Consider the following 15,469-nt stretch of genomic DNA (forward strand, 5'->3'; position numbering starts at 1 on the left):
GCTCGCACAACCGAATGTGGCCGGTTCGTAGCGAAATCGTGCAGCCTATTCCCGCGTGTTCCTCCCGCGTGCGCGATACTCGCCTGACTTCGTGATTCGCATCTTCCTCTGGACGCACCGAGCGTGCGGTGGGTTCCGCCTGTCCACGTGCCGAGTGACGCTTGCCGCATCACATCGGCGTTGCTGGATCATCGCGGCCCACAACTCGCCCGTTGCGCTGGCCAGTTCGGTTGGAACGGGGGTTTCGTCTTGCCGCTGGTCGTCCTCTGCGGACTGCTGGCTCTGGTGTGCGCGGAGATCCTCGCTCGCCCAGTGCCGACTCGAACGCTGGCGAATGCGGGCGATTACCCGCGATCGATCCCGAACGTCGCGCAGCGGCGCTTCGGTCTACTGGGAACTGCTTTCCGAGGCGCGTTTCGCCAGTCGTTCCCGTTGCGGGGCGACGGTGTACTGCGGATCGCGCGCCGAGGCCATACCCGCCTCGAACGCTCCGAACCGGGTGCACACGGCACCGGCGGTGAGGCTCAGGCCGGCCAGCGCCGACAGCGAGCGGCTGCGCCCGGCGAAGGCCGCGGCGATGCCACCGAGCGCGGTGCACGTCCGCGCGATGCGCATCAGCTTTCCCGCCCGGCCGTGCTGATAGGCCTGACCGGCCAGCCCGATGCGCTTTTCCAGCACCGCTTCCGCGGCGATCTCCAGTCCAGCTCCGCCAGCGGCCAACCTGCGGGCCGGGCCGGCCTCGCCGACCGGGACGGCCACCAGGGCCACCGCCGCCCCGCTGGTCAGTGCGCTGCCCGCGAAGACGAACGGCAATTCGCGATGGCCTTCGTGCCAGGCGGGCACGGCGGTGTCGGCGAGCAGGACCGCCGTGTACGTGAGCATCGCGGGTGCCAGCACGCAACCGGCCGCTCCGCTGACCCGGCCCAGCACCGGCAGCAGCCCCGTGACCTCGCTGGCCGCTGTCGCCGCGGTGAGCCCCGAGAACGGAGCCAGGATCCACGAGCCGACGCTCAACGGGGAGGTCGGTTTGAACACGCGGAGCATGTTGAGGAACCGCTCGGGGCGGCCGAGATCGTGGATCAGCGCTCCGACGCTGGCCAGCGACCCCGCGCTCGCGGCTATCCGCCCGACCCGCCGCAGCCGGGAACGTCCCGTCCAGGCGGCGAGTTCGCCCACCAGCGAGGACGCACCCGCCGTGCCACCCAGGTACAGGTAGGCGGGCACGTCCGGCACCTTCCACACCGGCGGTTTGATCACCGGACGTCCGTAGTAGGACGCGAACTGCGCATCCGGAACAGTGGTCTGCTCCCCCTGCCGGGAGGACTTGCGGCGAGGTTCGCCGCCGGGGCTCCGCTCGTTCACCGGCGACCCCCTGCGAACGCGAGCGCCACGCCCACCGTCGCGACCGCTGCGGCAGCTCCGGCCGCCGCCCACATCGACGGCAGGTCCCGCGTCGTGACCACCGGGTCCGGTGGCAGCCCGTACACCTCGGGCTCGTCGAGCAGCAGGAAGAACGCCCCGTCACCACCGACACCATCGGTCGGATCGTGGCCGTACAGACGCGCCTCGGTGACGCCGCGTTCCTGCAGCGTCTGCACCCGTTCGGCGGCACGCTCCCGCAGTTCGTCCAGTGGTCCGTACTGGATGGAGTTGGTCGGGCACGCCTTGGCGCAGGCGGGTTCGAGCCCGTCGGACAACCGGTCGTAGCACAGCGTGCACTTGAACACCCGGCCGTCGTCCGGACGCTGGTCGATGACGCCGTACGGGCAGGCCGGCACGCAGTAGCCGCAGCCGTTGCAGATGTCCTCCTGCACGACGACGGTGCCGTACTCGGTGCGGAACAGCGACCCCGTCGGGCAGACGTCCAAGCAGGCGGCGTGCGTGCAGTGCTTGCACACGTCCGAGGACATCAGCCAGCGCACTTCGCGGTCACCTTGCAGAGCTCCTTGCGCGCCCGGCGTGACGGGTGGGCCGACGCCGGGCATGCCCAGGTCGGCGCCGCGCGTGCCCGCGACCTCCTCCGCAGTGCTACTCGCCGGTGTGGGCGAGCCCTCTTCCGCACCGGCGCTGCGCGCCGCGGAGAGCGAACCGAGCAGGTCGGCGTCCTCGTGGATCGGCACGCTCTGCTCGATGAAGGCCACGTGCCGCCAACTGTTCGCCCCGAGTTCGGTGGTGTTGTCGTAGGACATCCCGGTCATGTCGAGCACGTCGCCCGGAACCAGGTTCCACTCCTTGCAGGCGACCTCGCAGGCTTTGCACCCGATGCAGACGCTGGTGTCGGTGAAGAAGCCCATCCGGGGCTGAGGGGCTTCGTATCCTGCTTCGGCCGGGTCCTCGAGCGGCCCGGCCGAGCGCTCGTAGGTCGTGTACGTCCCGTCCGTCACGGTGCGGTCCCTTCGGTTCCGGTTTCCGGTTCGATCCCCGCCCGACGGCGGTAGTCGGCCACGAACGCGGGCAACTCGGGCCCGCGCGGCCGTCGCCCGGGGCGGATGTCGCAGGTCGCGGCCTTGCTCTCCTGGATGTGCACGTTGGGATCCAGCACCGCGGACAGCAGCTCGTTGGCTCCGTCTCCGGTGCTGAGCCCGTTCGCACCCCAGTGGTAAGGCAGGCCGACCTGTTCCACTGGACGTCCGTGCACGGTCAACGTCCGCATCCGGTCGGTGACCACCACGCGCGCCTCCACCGCGGTGCGGGCGGTCACGATCGTCGCCCAGCCGAGGTGTTCCAGCTCGCGCTCGGCGGCCAGTCGCGGCGAGATCTCGCAGAAGAACTCGGGTTGCAGCTCCGACAGGTAGGGCAGGGTGCGGCTCATCCCGCCCGCGGTGTGGTGCTCGGTGAGGCGGTAGGTGGTGAACACGTACGGAAAGACCTCGATCGAGGCGTTGGTGTGGGGTTGGTACGGGTTGCTGCGGTGCTGGATCTCCTCCCGGGTCGGATTCGCCTGCTGCCCGTAGAGCGGGTTGTCGAAGGGCGACTCGAACGCTTCGTAGTGCGTGGGCATCGGCCCGTCGGCAAGACCGCTCGGCACGTAGAGCCAGGCGCGCCCGTCGGTCTGCATGATGAACGGGTCCGTGCCGGCGATGGCGTCCTCGGACCGGGCCCCGGACGGCGGGGTGTAGTCCGGGGACTTGTTCCGCTCGAAATCCGGGTTGTCGTGCCCGATCCAGCTACCCTGCTCCTCGTCCCACCAGACGTAGGCCTTGCGCTCGCTCCACGGTCGTCCCTGCGGGTCGGCCGAGGCGCGGTTGTACAGGATGCGCCGGTTCAACGGCCACGCCCAGGCCCATTCCGGTGCCACCCACGACTGCTCCCGCCCGGGCTTGCGCCGCGCCGTCTGGTTCACCTCGTCGGCGTAGGACCCGCAGTAGATCCAACACCCGCAGGCCGTGGAGCCGTCGTCCTCGAGCTGGGTGTACGACGACAACGCGTCGTTGTTGGCGTCCCAGCCGCTGATCTCCCGCAGCACCGCTTCGGCGTCGGGCTCGGCGATGTCCCCCCGCGCGGGGTAGTTCCACCGCAGCTGCAGCAGCGGGAGGTCCCGTTCGCGCTGCTCGGCGGTGCGTTCGTGCTGGCGCTGTTCGAGCTTTTCCCGGATGCGACGTCCGAGGTGGTAGTAGAACCACAGATCGCTGCGGCAGTCCCCCTGCGGTTGCACGGCCTGGTGGTGCCACTGCAGCAGCCGCTGCGTGTTGGTGAAGCTGCCGTCCTTCTCCGTGTGCGAGGCGGCCGGCAGGAAGAAGACCTCGGTGCCGATCTCCTCGGTGCGCAACTCACCGGTTTCGATCTCGGGTCCGTTCTTCCAGAACGTGGCCGACTCGATCATGTTCAGGTCCCGCACCACGAGCCAGTCGAGGTTGGCCATTCCCAGCCGCTGCATCTTGGCGTTGGCCGATCCCACGGCCGGGTTCTCGCCGACGAGGAAGTAACCCCTGACCTTGCCCTCGATCTGGTCGGCCACGGTCTGGTAACTGCTGTGGTCCCCCGTCAGCCGCGGCAGGTAGTCGAAGCAGAAGTCGTTCTCAGCCGTCGCGTGCTCACCCCACCACGCTTTGAGCAGGCTCACCACGTAGTCCTGCATGTTGCCCCAGAAGCCGGTGCTGCCGGAGTCGGCTTCGACGAAGGCGGCCAGGTCTTGCTGGAACTCCGCGTGGGGCATCGGGATGTATCCCGGAAGCAGGTTGAACAAGGTCGGGATGTCGGTGGAACCCTGGATGCTCGCGTGTCCGCGCAGCGCGAGGATTCCGCCACCCGGCCTTCCGACGTTGCCCAGCAGGGCCTGCAGGATCGAGGCGGTGCGGATGTACTGCGCGCCCACGGTGTGCTGGGTCCATCCGACCGAGTAGACGAACGCGCTCGTGCGCTCGCGCCCCGAGTTGGCCACCAGCGCCTCGGCCACGGCGTGGAACTGCTCGCGGGAGATGCCGCACGTGTGCTCGACGAGTTCGGGCGTGTAGCGCGCGAAGTGGCGTTTGAGGATCTGGTACACGCAACGCGGGTGCTGCAGGCTCTCGTCGAGCTCCGGCTTGCCCGCTATCGGCGGCCCGCCGGAACCCACGCTTTCGGCGTGCGCGCTCGCCTTGTGCGCGTGCCCCCTGGTCTCCTGCGGCTGCTCGCCCTCCTCCCCGTCAACGTCCTCAGCTCTGTGCCGCTTACCCGCTGCGGGTGCCGCCACGGCCCCCTCGTACTGCCAGCTCGACGTGTCGTAGTGCATGTCGTCGGGGTCGTATCCCGAGAAGAGCCCGTCGAGGTCCTCGGTGTCGGCGAACTCCTCGCGCACGATCGCCGCCGCGTTGGTGTAGGCGACGAGGTAGTCGTGGAAGGCGCGGTCGCCTTCCAGCACGTAGTTGACGAGCGCGCCGAGGAAGGCGATGTCGGTCCCCGCCCGCAGCGGAAGGTGCATGTCAGCGAGGGCGGAGGTGCGGGTGAACCGCGGGTCGACGTGGATGACCGTCGCACCGCGCTCCTTGGCCTCCATGACCCACTGGAACCCGACGGGATGGCACTCGGCCATGTTCGAACCCTCGATGATGATGCAGTCGGAGTTCTGCAGGTCTTGCTGGAAGGTCGTGGCCCCTCCCCGGCCGAAGGAGGTTCCCAGACCGGGAACCGTGGAGGAGTGTCAAATGCGGGCCTGGTTCTCGACCTGGACCGCGCCGAGGGCGGTGTAGAGCTTCTTCATGAGGTAGTTCTCCTCGTTGTCGAGGGTCGCACCTCCCAAGCTCGCGATGCCCATCGTCCGACGCCGACGCCGCCCGTAGGGGCCGCGTTCCTCCCAGGTCTCGTCGCGAGTGGCGATCACCCGCTCCGCGATCATGTCCAGGGCCGTGTCGAGATCGAGATCCTCCCACTCGGTGCCGTGAGGTCGCCGGTAACGGACCGAGAGCTGCCGCGTGGGCGAATTGACCAGTTGCTCGCTCGCGGCGCCCTTGGGGCACAACCGCCCGCGTGAGATCGGGCTGTCGGGATCGCCCTCGATCTGGGTCACCCGATCATCTTTCGAGTACACCAACTGTCCACAACCGACCGCGCAGTACGGGCACACCGATCGCGTGACCTGGTCGGCGCTTTCCGTCCTCGGCGAAAGCTGACGGGTGTGTTCGGACTGCGCCGCTGCGCCCCTGCCCCAGGCGTCGCGGCCGGTGAGCTGACGCAGGAGAGGCCAAGACGTGAACCAATTGCCCATCGGCCACCTCCCGAAACGCCACGGCTCCACCGTCATCGTGCTGGCCTGAACAGCGCCACGCAACCCGGGAAGACCCGTCGCTGGCGCTGCACCACCTGCAACCCCGCGGAAGGGCGGTTCGCGCCAGCAGGCGGCAAGGACTCTCCGGCGGCGATGACCCGATACCGCTGGGTCGACCGCTGGGGCACCCGGCAAGCCCTCGCTCTGTTCGTCTCGAAAGTGCGCACTGATTGCTCATCTGTGCAGTCAGTTGTGACCGATGTTCACCCGGGAACGACCCGTCACGACTCGAGTGTTAGCAAGGATACCGGTGTGAGCTGCCACTCAGGGCGCTGCCAGCAGTCAGCTCCCCGGGGAGCGGCGGCCGCACCGAGCGATCAACTGTGCAGGATTCCTGCGCCGTGCTGGTCGCAGTGAACAGAAGAGCACATTGAGGTCAATCCGTTCAGGAGTGTTCGTGATGGCGACGAATGCTGCGGTCGACGCCGGTCCGGGGCAGTCGCCCCGCTCGGCGCGTGTCCGCAACGCGTTGGTGTGGGTGTTCGGCGCGCTCGGCGGGATCTTGTGGGGTTATGACACCGGCGTGATCTCCGGGGCGCTGCTGTTCATCAAGCGCGACATCCCGCTGTCGCCGCTGACGCAGGGGATGGTCGTCAGCGGGTTGTTGGTGGGCTGCATGCTCGGTGCCGGCGTGGCCGGGCGGCTGTCCGACCGATGGGGACGGCGACGCCTGATCCTGGTGTCGGCCGCGGTGTTCGTGGTCGGCACGCTCGCGGCCACGGTCGCCGGATCCGCCCCCGCGCTGATCGCGGGGCGGTTCGTGATCGGAATCGGTGTGGGCGTGGTCTCCGCGGTGGTGCCGCTGTACCTCACCGAGCTCGCCCCGGCGCACATGCGCGGGCGGCTGACGTCGCTGATGCAGATCTTGGTGACCACCGGCATACTCGTGGCCTACCTCGTCGACTACGTCCTGTCCGACGCGGGCGCGTGGCGCTGGATGCTCGGCCTCGGCGCGGTGCCGGCAGTGCTGCTCGGCGCGGGCATCGCTTTCCAGCCGGAAAGCCCGCGGTGGCTCGTCAAGCACGGCCGCGTGGACGCCGCACGCACCGTGCTCCGGCGGTTGCGGCCGGACGCCCGGACGGCCGAGCACGAGCTGGACGAAATACAGCGCACCAACCGCGCCGAGGCCGAGCAGCGGCAGGTGCGGCTGCGCGAGCTGGTGGCACCGTCGTTGCGGCGCAGCACCGTTCTCGGCATGGTGATGGTGTTCTTCCAGAACTGGATGGGGATCAACACCATCATCTACTACGCCCCGACGTTGCTGACCTCCATCGGGTTCGGCGCTTCCGGGGCGATCGTGGCCAACGTCGGCGTGGGCCTGGTGAACCTGCTGATGACGTTGCCTGCGCTGTGGTTCATCGACAGGTCCGGACGACGTCCGCTGCTGACGGTGGGCAGCATCGGCATGGTGATCGGCATGCTCGGACTGGCCGCCGCCCAACTGGCAGGCGGGCAGAGCGGAACGCTGCTCACGATCGCCACGTTGATCAGCCTCGCGGTCTACGTCGGCACCTACGCGATGTCGTGGGGGCCGGTGCAGTGGGTGGTGCTGCCGGAGTTGTTCCCGCTGCGAGCGCGCGGCACCGCCGTGGGGGTGTGCATCATCTTCAACTGGCTGTTCAACATGCTGCTGTCGCTGATCTTTCCTGCGCTGCTCAGCACGTTCGGGGCCACGGCGATGTTCGCGTTCTTCGCGGCCACCTCGGCACTGGGGCTGTGGTTCACCCGGCGGGCGCTGCCGGAGACCAAGGGCCGCAGCTTGGAGAGCCTGCACGACGACGAGGGCACGACTGCCACCGCGAGCTGAACCGGGTGCGGGCCGCCCCGAGTTGGGTTGCGCCTTCCGCGCTTCAGCGAGCTGCTGCGTCCGTGCTGGAGCAGCTGCCGGGCGGCGTGGCGGTCCCTTGGATGCGAGAGCGCGCTGGGCGTCGCTACGCTGGCCACCTGATTCGACCCCTTGTTGGCACGGCGAGTGGTGGAGGTGGTCATGGCACCGAGCCGGAGCGTTTCCCGGAACGAGATGGTCGAGCGCCTGCGCGGCGCCGGGATCGGCGACCGGCAGGTGCTCGAGGCGATGGCGACCGTCCCCCGGGAACGGTTCGTCTCCGGCGAGCACGCCGGCCAGGCCTACAGCGAGCGGCCGCTGCCGATCGGTGCCGAGCAGACGATCTCGGCCCCTGACATCGTCGCCATGATGACCGCGGGGCTGGAACTGGCAGGCGGCGAGAACGTCCTCGAGATCGGTACGGGCAGCGGGTACGCAGCGGCTGTCCTGTCCCGCTGCGCCCGGCGGGTCGTCACCATCGAACGCCACCGCGTCCTGGTCGACCGAGCCCGGCAGGTGCTCGCCGAGCTCGGTTACGACAACGTCGAGGTCCGCCACGGCGACGGGAGCCGCGGTGCGCCCGACCGCGCCCCCTTCGAGGGGATCTCGGTGACTGCCATGGTCGAGGACGTGCCCACGGCCTTGACCACCCAACTCGCCGATGACGGCGCCCTCGTCTGCCCCGTCGGCACCGGCGGGGTGGGCGAGCTCGTCCGCGTCCGCCGCGGCCAACGGGAACACCTCTCACCAGCAAGCTTCGTGCCCCTGGTGACCGACGGATAACCCGCTCGAACAGGAGCTGCCCCGGCCGTGAGACCACCGCAGGCGTAGCGGAGGACCTGCCCGTTGACGAAACCGGCCCGCTCGTCGAGGAAATGGCCCGCGCCGTAGGCGACGCACACGTCAGGACCAGCGGGACAGGCCCGAGGCCACGAGGTACCGGGCGTTGGTGTCGAGCAACTCGTACGGGTCGTGCTCAGTCGTGTCGATCTCGGTGACGTGCCACCAGCTCGACCCGGTTTGTTCCAGTGCGGGGACGGGATTCGCCTCGCCCGTCCCCAGCGGTGTCTGCGGCTGATCTGTTCGTGCCGGCCCGTCCTTGAGATGCACGGAGACGACGCGCGTTCCGAGTTGCGCCAGAACCGCTGCGGGATCGGCCCCGGCTGTGGCTGCCCAGTAGAGGTCGACCTCGGCGAGGACGTTCTCGCCCGCGCGGCGCCAGAAGCGCTCCCATCCCGGGGTGCCGTCCGGCAACGCGGCCCATTCGAACCAGTGGTTGTGGTAACCGAGCTGCAGTCCGTGAGTGGCGCCGTGCTGCGCCAGCCCGGTGATCGTGTCGGCGAAGGCGTCGACGCGGTCGGGGTCGGTGAAGGTGTCGGCGTCGAAGCCCGGGACGAGCTTCGGGTGCGGAATGATGGCCGTGCGGGTTCCGAGCATGGCGCATTCCTCGGCCAGCTCCGTGATGCTGGGCGGGACGGCGGCGTGCACGGCGGAGACGGTCAGGCCGGCGGCGTCGAGTCCCTTGCGCAGGGATCGGACCGCGATGAGGCGTTCGGTGTAGGACTTCTCCGGTGAACCGAGGCCGAAGGGTTCGACGTAGCGGAAGCCGAGCTGCGCCAAGCGCTGCAAGGTAGCGTTCTGATTGGCGGCGAGCTGCTCGCGGAGGCTGTAGAGCTGAACGGAAAGCGGTGCGGTGCGGGCCATGGGAGATCTCCTGGGCTCAGCTGAGGATGAGCGGACGCAGCGTGCGGTGCGCGATGGTCAGTCCCCGGGTGACGCGCTCGGCGTCCCCGCTCCACACGGGGTCCTCGTGCTCGACGGACAGCGTGCCGGTGAAGCCGTGCTCGTAGAGCCGGTCGACGACGCGGGGCCAGTCGACCTGGCCCAGGCCGGGAACGCGGTAGCGCCACCAGCCCATGTCCCACGGGTCCTCGTCCTTGCGTACTTTGCCGAAGAACCCGTACCGCTGCCGTGCTGCCGGGTCGAGCTCGACGTCCTTGGCTTGGGCGTGCACGATCCGGTCCGCGTACGGCGCGATGGTCTCGACGGGGTCGATGCCGATCCACGTCAGGTGCGAGGGGTCCCAGTTCAGGTACAGGCCCAGGGAGAACATCCACTCCCACAACTCCGGGGAGTAGGCGAGATTGCCCGGATAGCCGTCGGGGTGCCAGCCCTCCATCACGCAGTTCTCGATGATGAGCGCGACGTCGCGCTGGCCGGCGTAATCCACCAGTTCCCGAAACACCGTCTCGGCTTCGGCGAGGTTCTCGGCGACCGGTTTCGTCCAATCGCGACCGATGAACGTGCCGACGTAGCCCACGCCGAGGGCCTGCGCGGCGTCGATGGTGCGTCGCAGGTGGGCGTGGATTTCCTCGCGGCGGCCGGGATCCGGGTGCAGGTTGTTCTCGTAGTAGGCCAGCGCGGACAGGTTCAGCGAGTGCTGCTCGAACAGGGCGAGCGTGTCGTCCGCGCGTTGTGGGCCGAAGTCGGCGACCGGCAGGTGGCTGGCTTCGAACTCGCGGCCCCCGGTGCTGGGCCAGCAGGCGGCTTCCAGGGCCTCATATCCCGAGTTTTCGGCCCACTCCGCGATCTGGTGGAGTGTCCACTGGGGCAGGCATGCTGTGAGCATTCCGAGTTGCATGATCACACCTTCGTCCACGTGCCGGTGCGGGAGGATGTCAGGACGGCCTCGACCAGGCGGGCCGAGCGCAGTCCGTCGACGAACGTGGGAAGCCCCTCCGGGACTTCGCCGTCGATCGCGGCGTAGGTGTCGGCCACGAACGCCTCGAAGCACTGCGCATATCCCTGCGTGTGCCCGCCGGGAAGATGCGACAAGCGCTGTTGCTCGTCCGAGCCGCTTGCGAGGTCGCGAACGAGGACACGGGCTCCGTCCGGCGTTCCCAGCCAAGCCCGCTCCGGGTCTTCCTGGTCGAACACGGCGCTGGAACGCGCGCCGTCCAGCTCGAACCACAAGCGGTTCTTCCGCCCCGCGGCGACCTGCGAGATCGTGGCCGAAGCCAGCACGCCGCTGCCCGTGCGCAGCACCAAGGCCGCCGAGTCCTCAGTGGACACTGCAACGCGGTCTCCGCCACCGGCCTCCGCCGCGGGTGATGCGAACGAGGGGCCTGCGGCGGTGGGCCGGTGCGGCACGGCCACCGAGGTCGCGGCCAGCAGTTCGGCGAACTGCTCACCGGCCACCCATTCGACCAGGTCGCACCAGTGCGAGCCGATGTCGGCGAAGGCCCGCGACGGCCCGCCCGAGTCGGGATCCACGCGCCAGCCCGACGCGTCGGGCGGGAGCATCCAATCCTGCAGGTAGCTGCCGTGGAGCAGGTTCCAGTCCCCGAACTCCCCCGCCATCCGCCGGGCGCGGAGCTCGCGGACGATCGGGTGGTAGCGGTAGACGAACGGCACGGTGGCCACGAGCCCGCTGTCCGCGGCGAGTCCGGCCATGCGCTCGGCTTCGTCGGCGGAAACACCGAGCGGTTTCTCGCAGACGACGTGCTTTCCGGCCCGCAGCGCGGCTTCGGCGTACGACGCGTGGGTCGCGTTCGGCGTGCAAACGTGCACCACGTCGACGCGGTCATCGGCAAGCACGTCGTCGAGCCCGTCGTAGGCGGTCGGCACGCGCCACTGCTCGGCCACGTGCCGCGACCGCTCCGGGGAGGATGCGAGCACACCGGTGACCTCGGCACCGGCCAGCAGGGCAGCCCGCCGATGCACGGAGGCGATCATGCCGGCACCGAGGATGGCGATCCGGCGGGTCCCGGCATCGGGATCCGTCCGATCGGCGTAGTTGGCAGCGGGTTCCGGGCTCACGCAGAGCCTCCTTCCGCGGGGTTCGACAAGAGTGCGGGTGTCTCACGCCCGATTTCCGTCGTCATGGACGATATACAGGGTCGATTTGTGCCATCAAGATCTATAATTTATGTTCTTTTCAGCCATTATTCGGTCACAAATCAGCCAGGAGCGCGGATGGTGAGCTGGGATCCGGTCCGGTTGGCAGTGCCGGCGATGTCCGGTCGGGCCGACGGCAGCCTGGTGTACAGCTCGTTGGCCCGGTTGATCGCCTCGGGAACCGCGGCCAGCAGGGCTGAGCTGGTGCGGGCCACGGGCCTGGCGCGCTCGACCGTGAACACGCATCTCGAGGCGCTGCTCGCAGCGGGAGCCGTGGTCGAATCCGGCGGTGCCGGCAACGGCGGACGAGGACGCCCCGCCCACCGGCTGAGGCTCGCCGCCCGCGCCGGGGTCGTCCTGGTCGCTGACGTCGGGGTGCACAGCAGCCGACTGGCCATTGCCGACCTCGGGCAGACCGTGTTGGCCGAACAGCACGCATCGCTCGACGTCACTGACGGACCCGAAGCAGGACTGGACACGCTGACGGAGCACTTCCGCAGCCTGCTCACTTCGGCCGCGGTGGAGCAGGCCGAGGTCAAGGCGCTGGTGATCGGTCTTCCCGGGCCGGTCGACTCGCAGGTGGGCGCGCCCGTGCGCCCACCGATCATGCCCGGCTGGGACAGCTTCCCCGTCGGCCAGGTGATGGGCGAACGCTTCGGCTGCACCACGCTCGTGGACAACGACGTCAACCTCATGGCACTCGGCGAGGCTCGTGCTCTGCCCGCAGCTGCGGCCCCCTTGCTCTTCCTGAAGATCGGCACCGGCATCGGCGGGGGCGTCGTCTCGGCCGACGGCGAGTTGCACCGCGGAAGTGACGGCGCTGCCGGCGACATCGGCCACATCCGCGTGTCCGGTGCCGATGACGTCGTGTGCCAGTGCGGCAACGTCGGATGCGTCGAAGCCGTCGCCTCCGCCGGTGCCGTGCTGCGCCACCTCCACGCGGAGCAGGACGGCGCGGAATCCTCCGTGGCGGATCTCGCCCGGCTTCTCCGCGATGGTGACCCCGCGGCGGTGCACCTGGTCCGTTCCGCGGCCGAAACCCTCGGCGAGGTCGTGGCCATGCTGGTACACTTCTACAACCCGAAGACGATCGTCCTCGGTGGACTCATCACCGTGGCCAGCGACGACGTGCTCGCCGGCATCCGCAGCGTCGTCTACCGCCGGGCCCTGCCCCTGGCCACCAGACACCTCGCACTGCGACACAGCCTGCTCGGCCGCTCGGCCGGACTCGCCGGCGGCGCGGTCGCCGGGATCGAGGGCGTCCTGTCCCCTCCGGGCATCTACGGCCTGGTGAACCGTCCCGGGGCTTGACACCGGCACAACTCGACGCCAATCATGTGCTTCGTCTCACATCCCGGTTCTGTCCGGAAAGCGCCCGACCAGCGGCGTCCACAGGGGACTCGCTGGGTCGCAGCCCTGCGCTGCTGACCGACGAACCGCGAGGTGGAGACACCATGACCGACGCCCGCCAGCCCGCACGCGTAGGAATCCTCGGCACCGGCACCATCTTCCGCGCCTACGCCCGCGGACTCACCCGCTACGAGAACCTGCCCGTGGTGCGCGTCGCCGACCTGGACCAGAAGCGCGCCCGCCAAGCGGCCGAAGCGTGGGACATCCCGGCCTGGGGAACCGTCGACGACCTCTGCGCCGACCCGGAAGTGGACATCATCGTCAACATCACCCCACCGGCAGCACACGCGATGCTGACGAACGCAGCGCTGCGCGCGGGCAAGCACGTGTACGTGGAAAAGCCGCTGGCCGCCACCACCACCGAAGCGCACGACAACCTCGTCGTGGCCAAGGAAACCGGCGCGGTTCTGGGTGGAGCACCCGAAACCTTCCTCGGCACGTCCGGCCAGACCGCTCGCGCTGCCATCGACGGTGGGCTCATCGGACGACCGTTCGCCGCCACCTCGTTCGTCCGATCCTCCCGAGCGGAGACGTGGCATCCCGATCCGTCCTTCCTCTACCAGGACGGCGGAGGTCCGGTCATGGACTTCGGGCCGTACCACGTCGCGGCCCTGGTGAACCTGCTCGGCCCCGTCTCCCACGTCGTCGGCGCCACCAGCAGGGCACACGACACACTCGAAGTCACCGCAACCAACCGGCGCGTGGACCACGTCGACGTGACCGTCGACACCCACGCCGCCGCAGTCCTGCAGTTCGCCTCCGGCGTGCTGGCCACCGCGATGTACAGCTTCGACGTCTGGGACACCACCCTGCCGCACCTGGAGATCTACGGCACCGACGGCACGCTGCAGGTCCCGGACCCCAACCGCTTCGACGAGCCGGTGCTGATCCGCCGGCGCACCGACGACGCCTGGGCCGAACTTCCCCCGGTGATCGGACGAACCACCCCGGATCCACCACATCCCTTCCGCGCGTTGGGCGTGGTCGACCTGGCCGCGCACCTCGCCGGCGACGAGCACCGCGCCAGCGGTGACTTCGCCTACCACGTCCTCGATGTGCTCTCCGCCCTGCGGAGCCGCGCCGTGTCCGCCGGCTCCACCTCCGTCACGAGCACGGTCGAGCGCCCCGCCCCCGTGCGCGGCTCCCACTCGCCCGCCTGACGCGGCCGGCAGCAACGGAACCCTCCTCACCTCCAGCCAGCGCCGGCTCGCCGCACGGCTCTGCGCAGCCGGTGCTGACGTCGCCGACGGCACCGACGAAGGAGTCACCTGTGACCTCGCCTGCGCAACCGCCCCTGCCGGAAAGCCCCGAACGCAGACATGGCGTTGCCGAAAGCTCGCCCGAACGCCTCATCCAGCTGACCGGTCAACCGGTGGGCATTCGCTTCGTGACCCTGTACATCCTGGCCATGCTCGGGCTGTGGGTCGCGTTGATGACCCCGTCCTCGGTCACTCTCTCGCTGCGCGTGGCCGAACTCGACCCCGCGGGCAAGACCGGTTCACTGGCGATCGTCACCGGCACGGGGGCGATCTTCGCCGTGATCGCCAATCCCGTCTTCGGCCACCTGTCCGACCGTTGCACCTCGCGCTTCGGGCAGCGCCGGCCCTTCATGCTCGGCGGAGCCGTGCTCGGCGCTGCCGCACTGCTCGTGATCGGCACGGCACCGAACATCGCCGTCGTGACCCTCGGGTGGTGCCTGACCCAGATCAGCCTCAACGCCGCGCTGGCGGCCATGGTCGCCCTGCTTCCCGAACGGGTTCCGGACGAGCGGCGCGGCAGGGTCTCGGGCCTGATGGGCATGACCAGCCAGATCGCCCAGGTTGCGGGCACGTTCCTCATCCAGTTCACCGGAACGTCGGGAATCGGGATGTTCCTCATCCCCACCGCCGTCGGCCTGGCCTTCCTGGTGGGTTTCACCTGCTACCTCAAGGAGGTCCCGAAAACACGGGCCGAACTGCCACGACGGTCCTGGATGGACGTTCCGCGCAGCCTGTGGATCAACCCGGTCGAACACTCCGACTTCGCCTGGGCCTTCGCCAGCCGGTTCCTGGTGTGGATCGCCTGGGCACTGCTGAACACCTACAAGACGTACTTCCTCATCGACCGGCTCGGCTACAGCAGTGCGCAAGCTGCCGGCATCCTGCTGTGGACGATGCTCGTGCTGGCCACGACCGTCACCCTCGGCAGCACGATCTGCGGCTGGGTCTCCGACCGCGTGCAGCGCCGCAAGGTCTTCATCGCGGCTGCTGCCGTCCTCTTCGGACTCGGAATGTTCGTCATCGCCTTCTCCCATTCGGTGGCGGGATTCATCCTCGGAGTGACGATCGCCGGCATCGGTCAGGGAATCTACGCGGGCGTGGACTACGCGCTCGTGGCCAGCGTGCTGCCCAGCAGCGGGACCGAGGCGGCCAAGGGCATGGGCGTGTTCAACATCGCCAGCGCCCTCCCGCAAACGGTGGGTCCCGTGCTCGCCCCGATCTTCCTGGCCATCGGCGGAGGCGGCAACTACACGGCGCTCTACCTCGGCGCCGGCCTGTTCGCCGCGGTGGGTGCCGTCGTGGTCCGGTTCATCAGGACAGCGCGATGACGCGCAC

At 69.2% G+C, this 15,469-nt stretch carries 11 protein-coding genes; 5 read left to right on the forward strand and 6 right to left on the reverse strand.

Annotation, left to right across the window (positions count from 1 at the left end):
• Window positions 1-387: 387 nt before the first annotated feature.
• From nrfD to fdh, 3 genes are all read right to left on the reverse strand, one after another.
• The gene (gene nrfD, locus ACVGV2_RS11960; RefSeq protein WP_459162454.1) at window positions 388-1,362 is read right to left on the reverse strand and encodes an NrfD/PsrC family molybdoenzyme membrane anchor subunit; all 975 of its coding nucleotides are present in this window, start codon (window positions 1,360-1,362) and stop codon (window positions 388-390) included.
• Window positions 1,359-2,294 carry a 4Fe-4S dicluster domain-containing protein gene (locus ACVGV2_RS11965; protein ID WP_459165967.1) on the reverse strand — a complete coding sequence of 312 codons (936 nt, stop codon included), beginning with the start codon at window positions 2,292-2,294 and terminating at the stop codon, window positions 1,359-1,361. Before ACVGV2_RS11965 ends, nrfD begins: the two co-directional genes overlap by 4 nt.
• Window positions 2,295-2,380: 86 nt before the next feature.
• Window positions 2,381-5,683 carry a formate dehydrogenase gene (gene fdh, locus ACVGV2_RS11970; RefSeq protein WP_459162455.1) on the reverse strand — a complete coding sequence of 1,101 codons (3,303 nt, stop codon included), beginning with the start codon at window positions 5,681-5,683 and terminating at the stop codon, window positions 2,381-2,383.
• Between the two features lie 460 nt (window positions 5,684-6,143).
• Between fdh and ACVGV2_RS11975 the strand changes: the two genes are divergently transcribed.
• Together ACVGV2_RS11975 and ACVGV2_RS11980 are read left to right on the forward strand one after the other, a co-directional pair.
• The gene (locus ACVGV2_RS11975) at window positions 6,144-7,550 is read left to right on the forward strand and encodes a sugar porter family MFS transporter (RefSeq protein WP_459162456.1); all 1,407 of its coding nucleotides are present in this window, start codon (window positions 6,144-6,146) and stop codon (window positions 7,548-7,550) included.
• Between the two features lie 180 nt (window positions 7,551-7,730).
• Window positions 7,731-8,351 (forward strand): protein-L-isoaspartate(D-aspartate) O-methyltransferase, encoded by a 621-nt coding sequence (locus ACVGV2_RS11980; protein WP_459162457.1) that lies wholly within the window; start codon window positions 7,731-7,733, stop codon window positions 8,349-8,351.
• 120 nt (window positions 8,352-8,471) lie between these two features.
• Here ACVGV2_RS11980 and ACVGV2_RS11985 read toward each other — a convergent pair whose 3' ends face one another.
• Genes ACVGV2_RS11985 through ACVGV2_RS11995 form a run of 3 tightly spaced genes read right to left on the reverse strand, consistent with a single transcriptional unit; the run spans window position 8,472 to window position 11,324 of the window.
• Entirely contained in the window at window positions 8,472-9,272 is an 801-nt protein-coding gene (locus tag ACVGV2_RS11985) for a sugar phosphate isomerase/epimerase family protein (RefSeq protein WP_459162458.1), read from the reverse strand.
• Between the two features lie 16 nt (window positions 9,273-9,288).
• Entirely contained in the window at window positions 9,289-10,209 is a 921-nt protein-coding gene (locus ACVGV2_RS11990; RefSeq protein WP_459162459.1) for a sugar phosphate isomerase/epimerase family protein, read from the reverse strand.
• Between the two features lie 2 nt (window positions 10,210-10,211).
• On the reverse strand, window positions 10,212-11,324 hold the full coding sequence (locus tag ACVGV2_RS11995) for a Gfo/Idh/MocA family protein (RefSeq protein ID WP_459165968.1): 1,113 nt from the start codon (window positions 11,322-11,324) through the stop codon (window positions 10,212-10,214).
• Window positions 11,325-11,543: 219 nt separating this feature from the next.
• Here ACVGV2_RS11995 and ACVGV2_RS12000 point away from each other — a divergent pair, with 219 nt between their 5' ends.
• The 3 genes from ACVGV2_RS12000 (at window position 11,544) to ACVGV2_RS12010 (ending at window position 15,462) form a co-directional block, all read left to right on the forward strand.
• A complete protein-coding gene (locus tag ACVGV2_RS12000; protein WP_459162460.1) occupies window positions 11,544-12,776 on the forward strand; it encodes an ROK family protein in 1,233 nt (410 codons plus the stop codon).
• Between the two features lie 143 nt (window positions 12,777-12,919).
• Window positions 12,920-14,035 carry a Gfo/Idh/MocA family protein gene (locus ACVGV2_RS12005; RefSeq protein WP_459162461.1) on the forward strand — a complete coding sequence of 372 codons (1,116 nt, stop codon included), beginning with the start codon at window positions 12,920-12,922 and terminating at the stop codon, window positions 14,033-14,035.
• A gap of 227 nt (window positions 14,036-14,262) precedes the next feature.
• Entirely contained in the window at window positions 14,263-15,462 is a 1,200-nt protein-coding gene (locus tag ACVGV2_RS12010; protein WP_459162462.1) for an MFS transporter, read from the forward strand.
• The last annotated feature ends 7 nt before the right edge of the window (window positions 15,463-15,469 follow it).

The organism is Bounagaea algeriensis, from assembly GCF_054491375.1.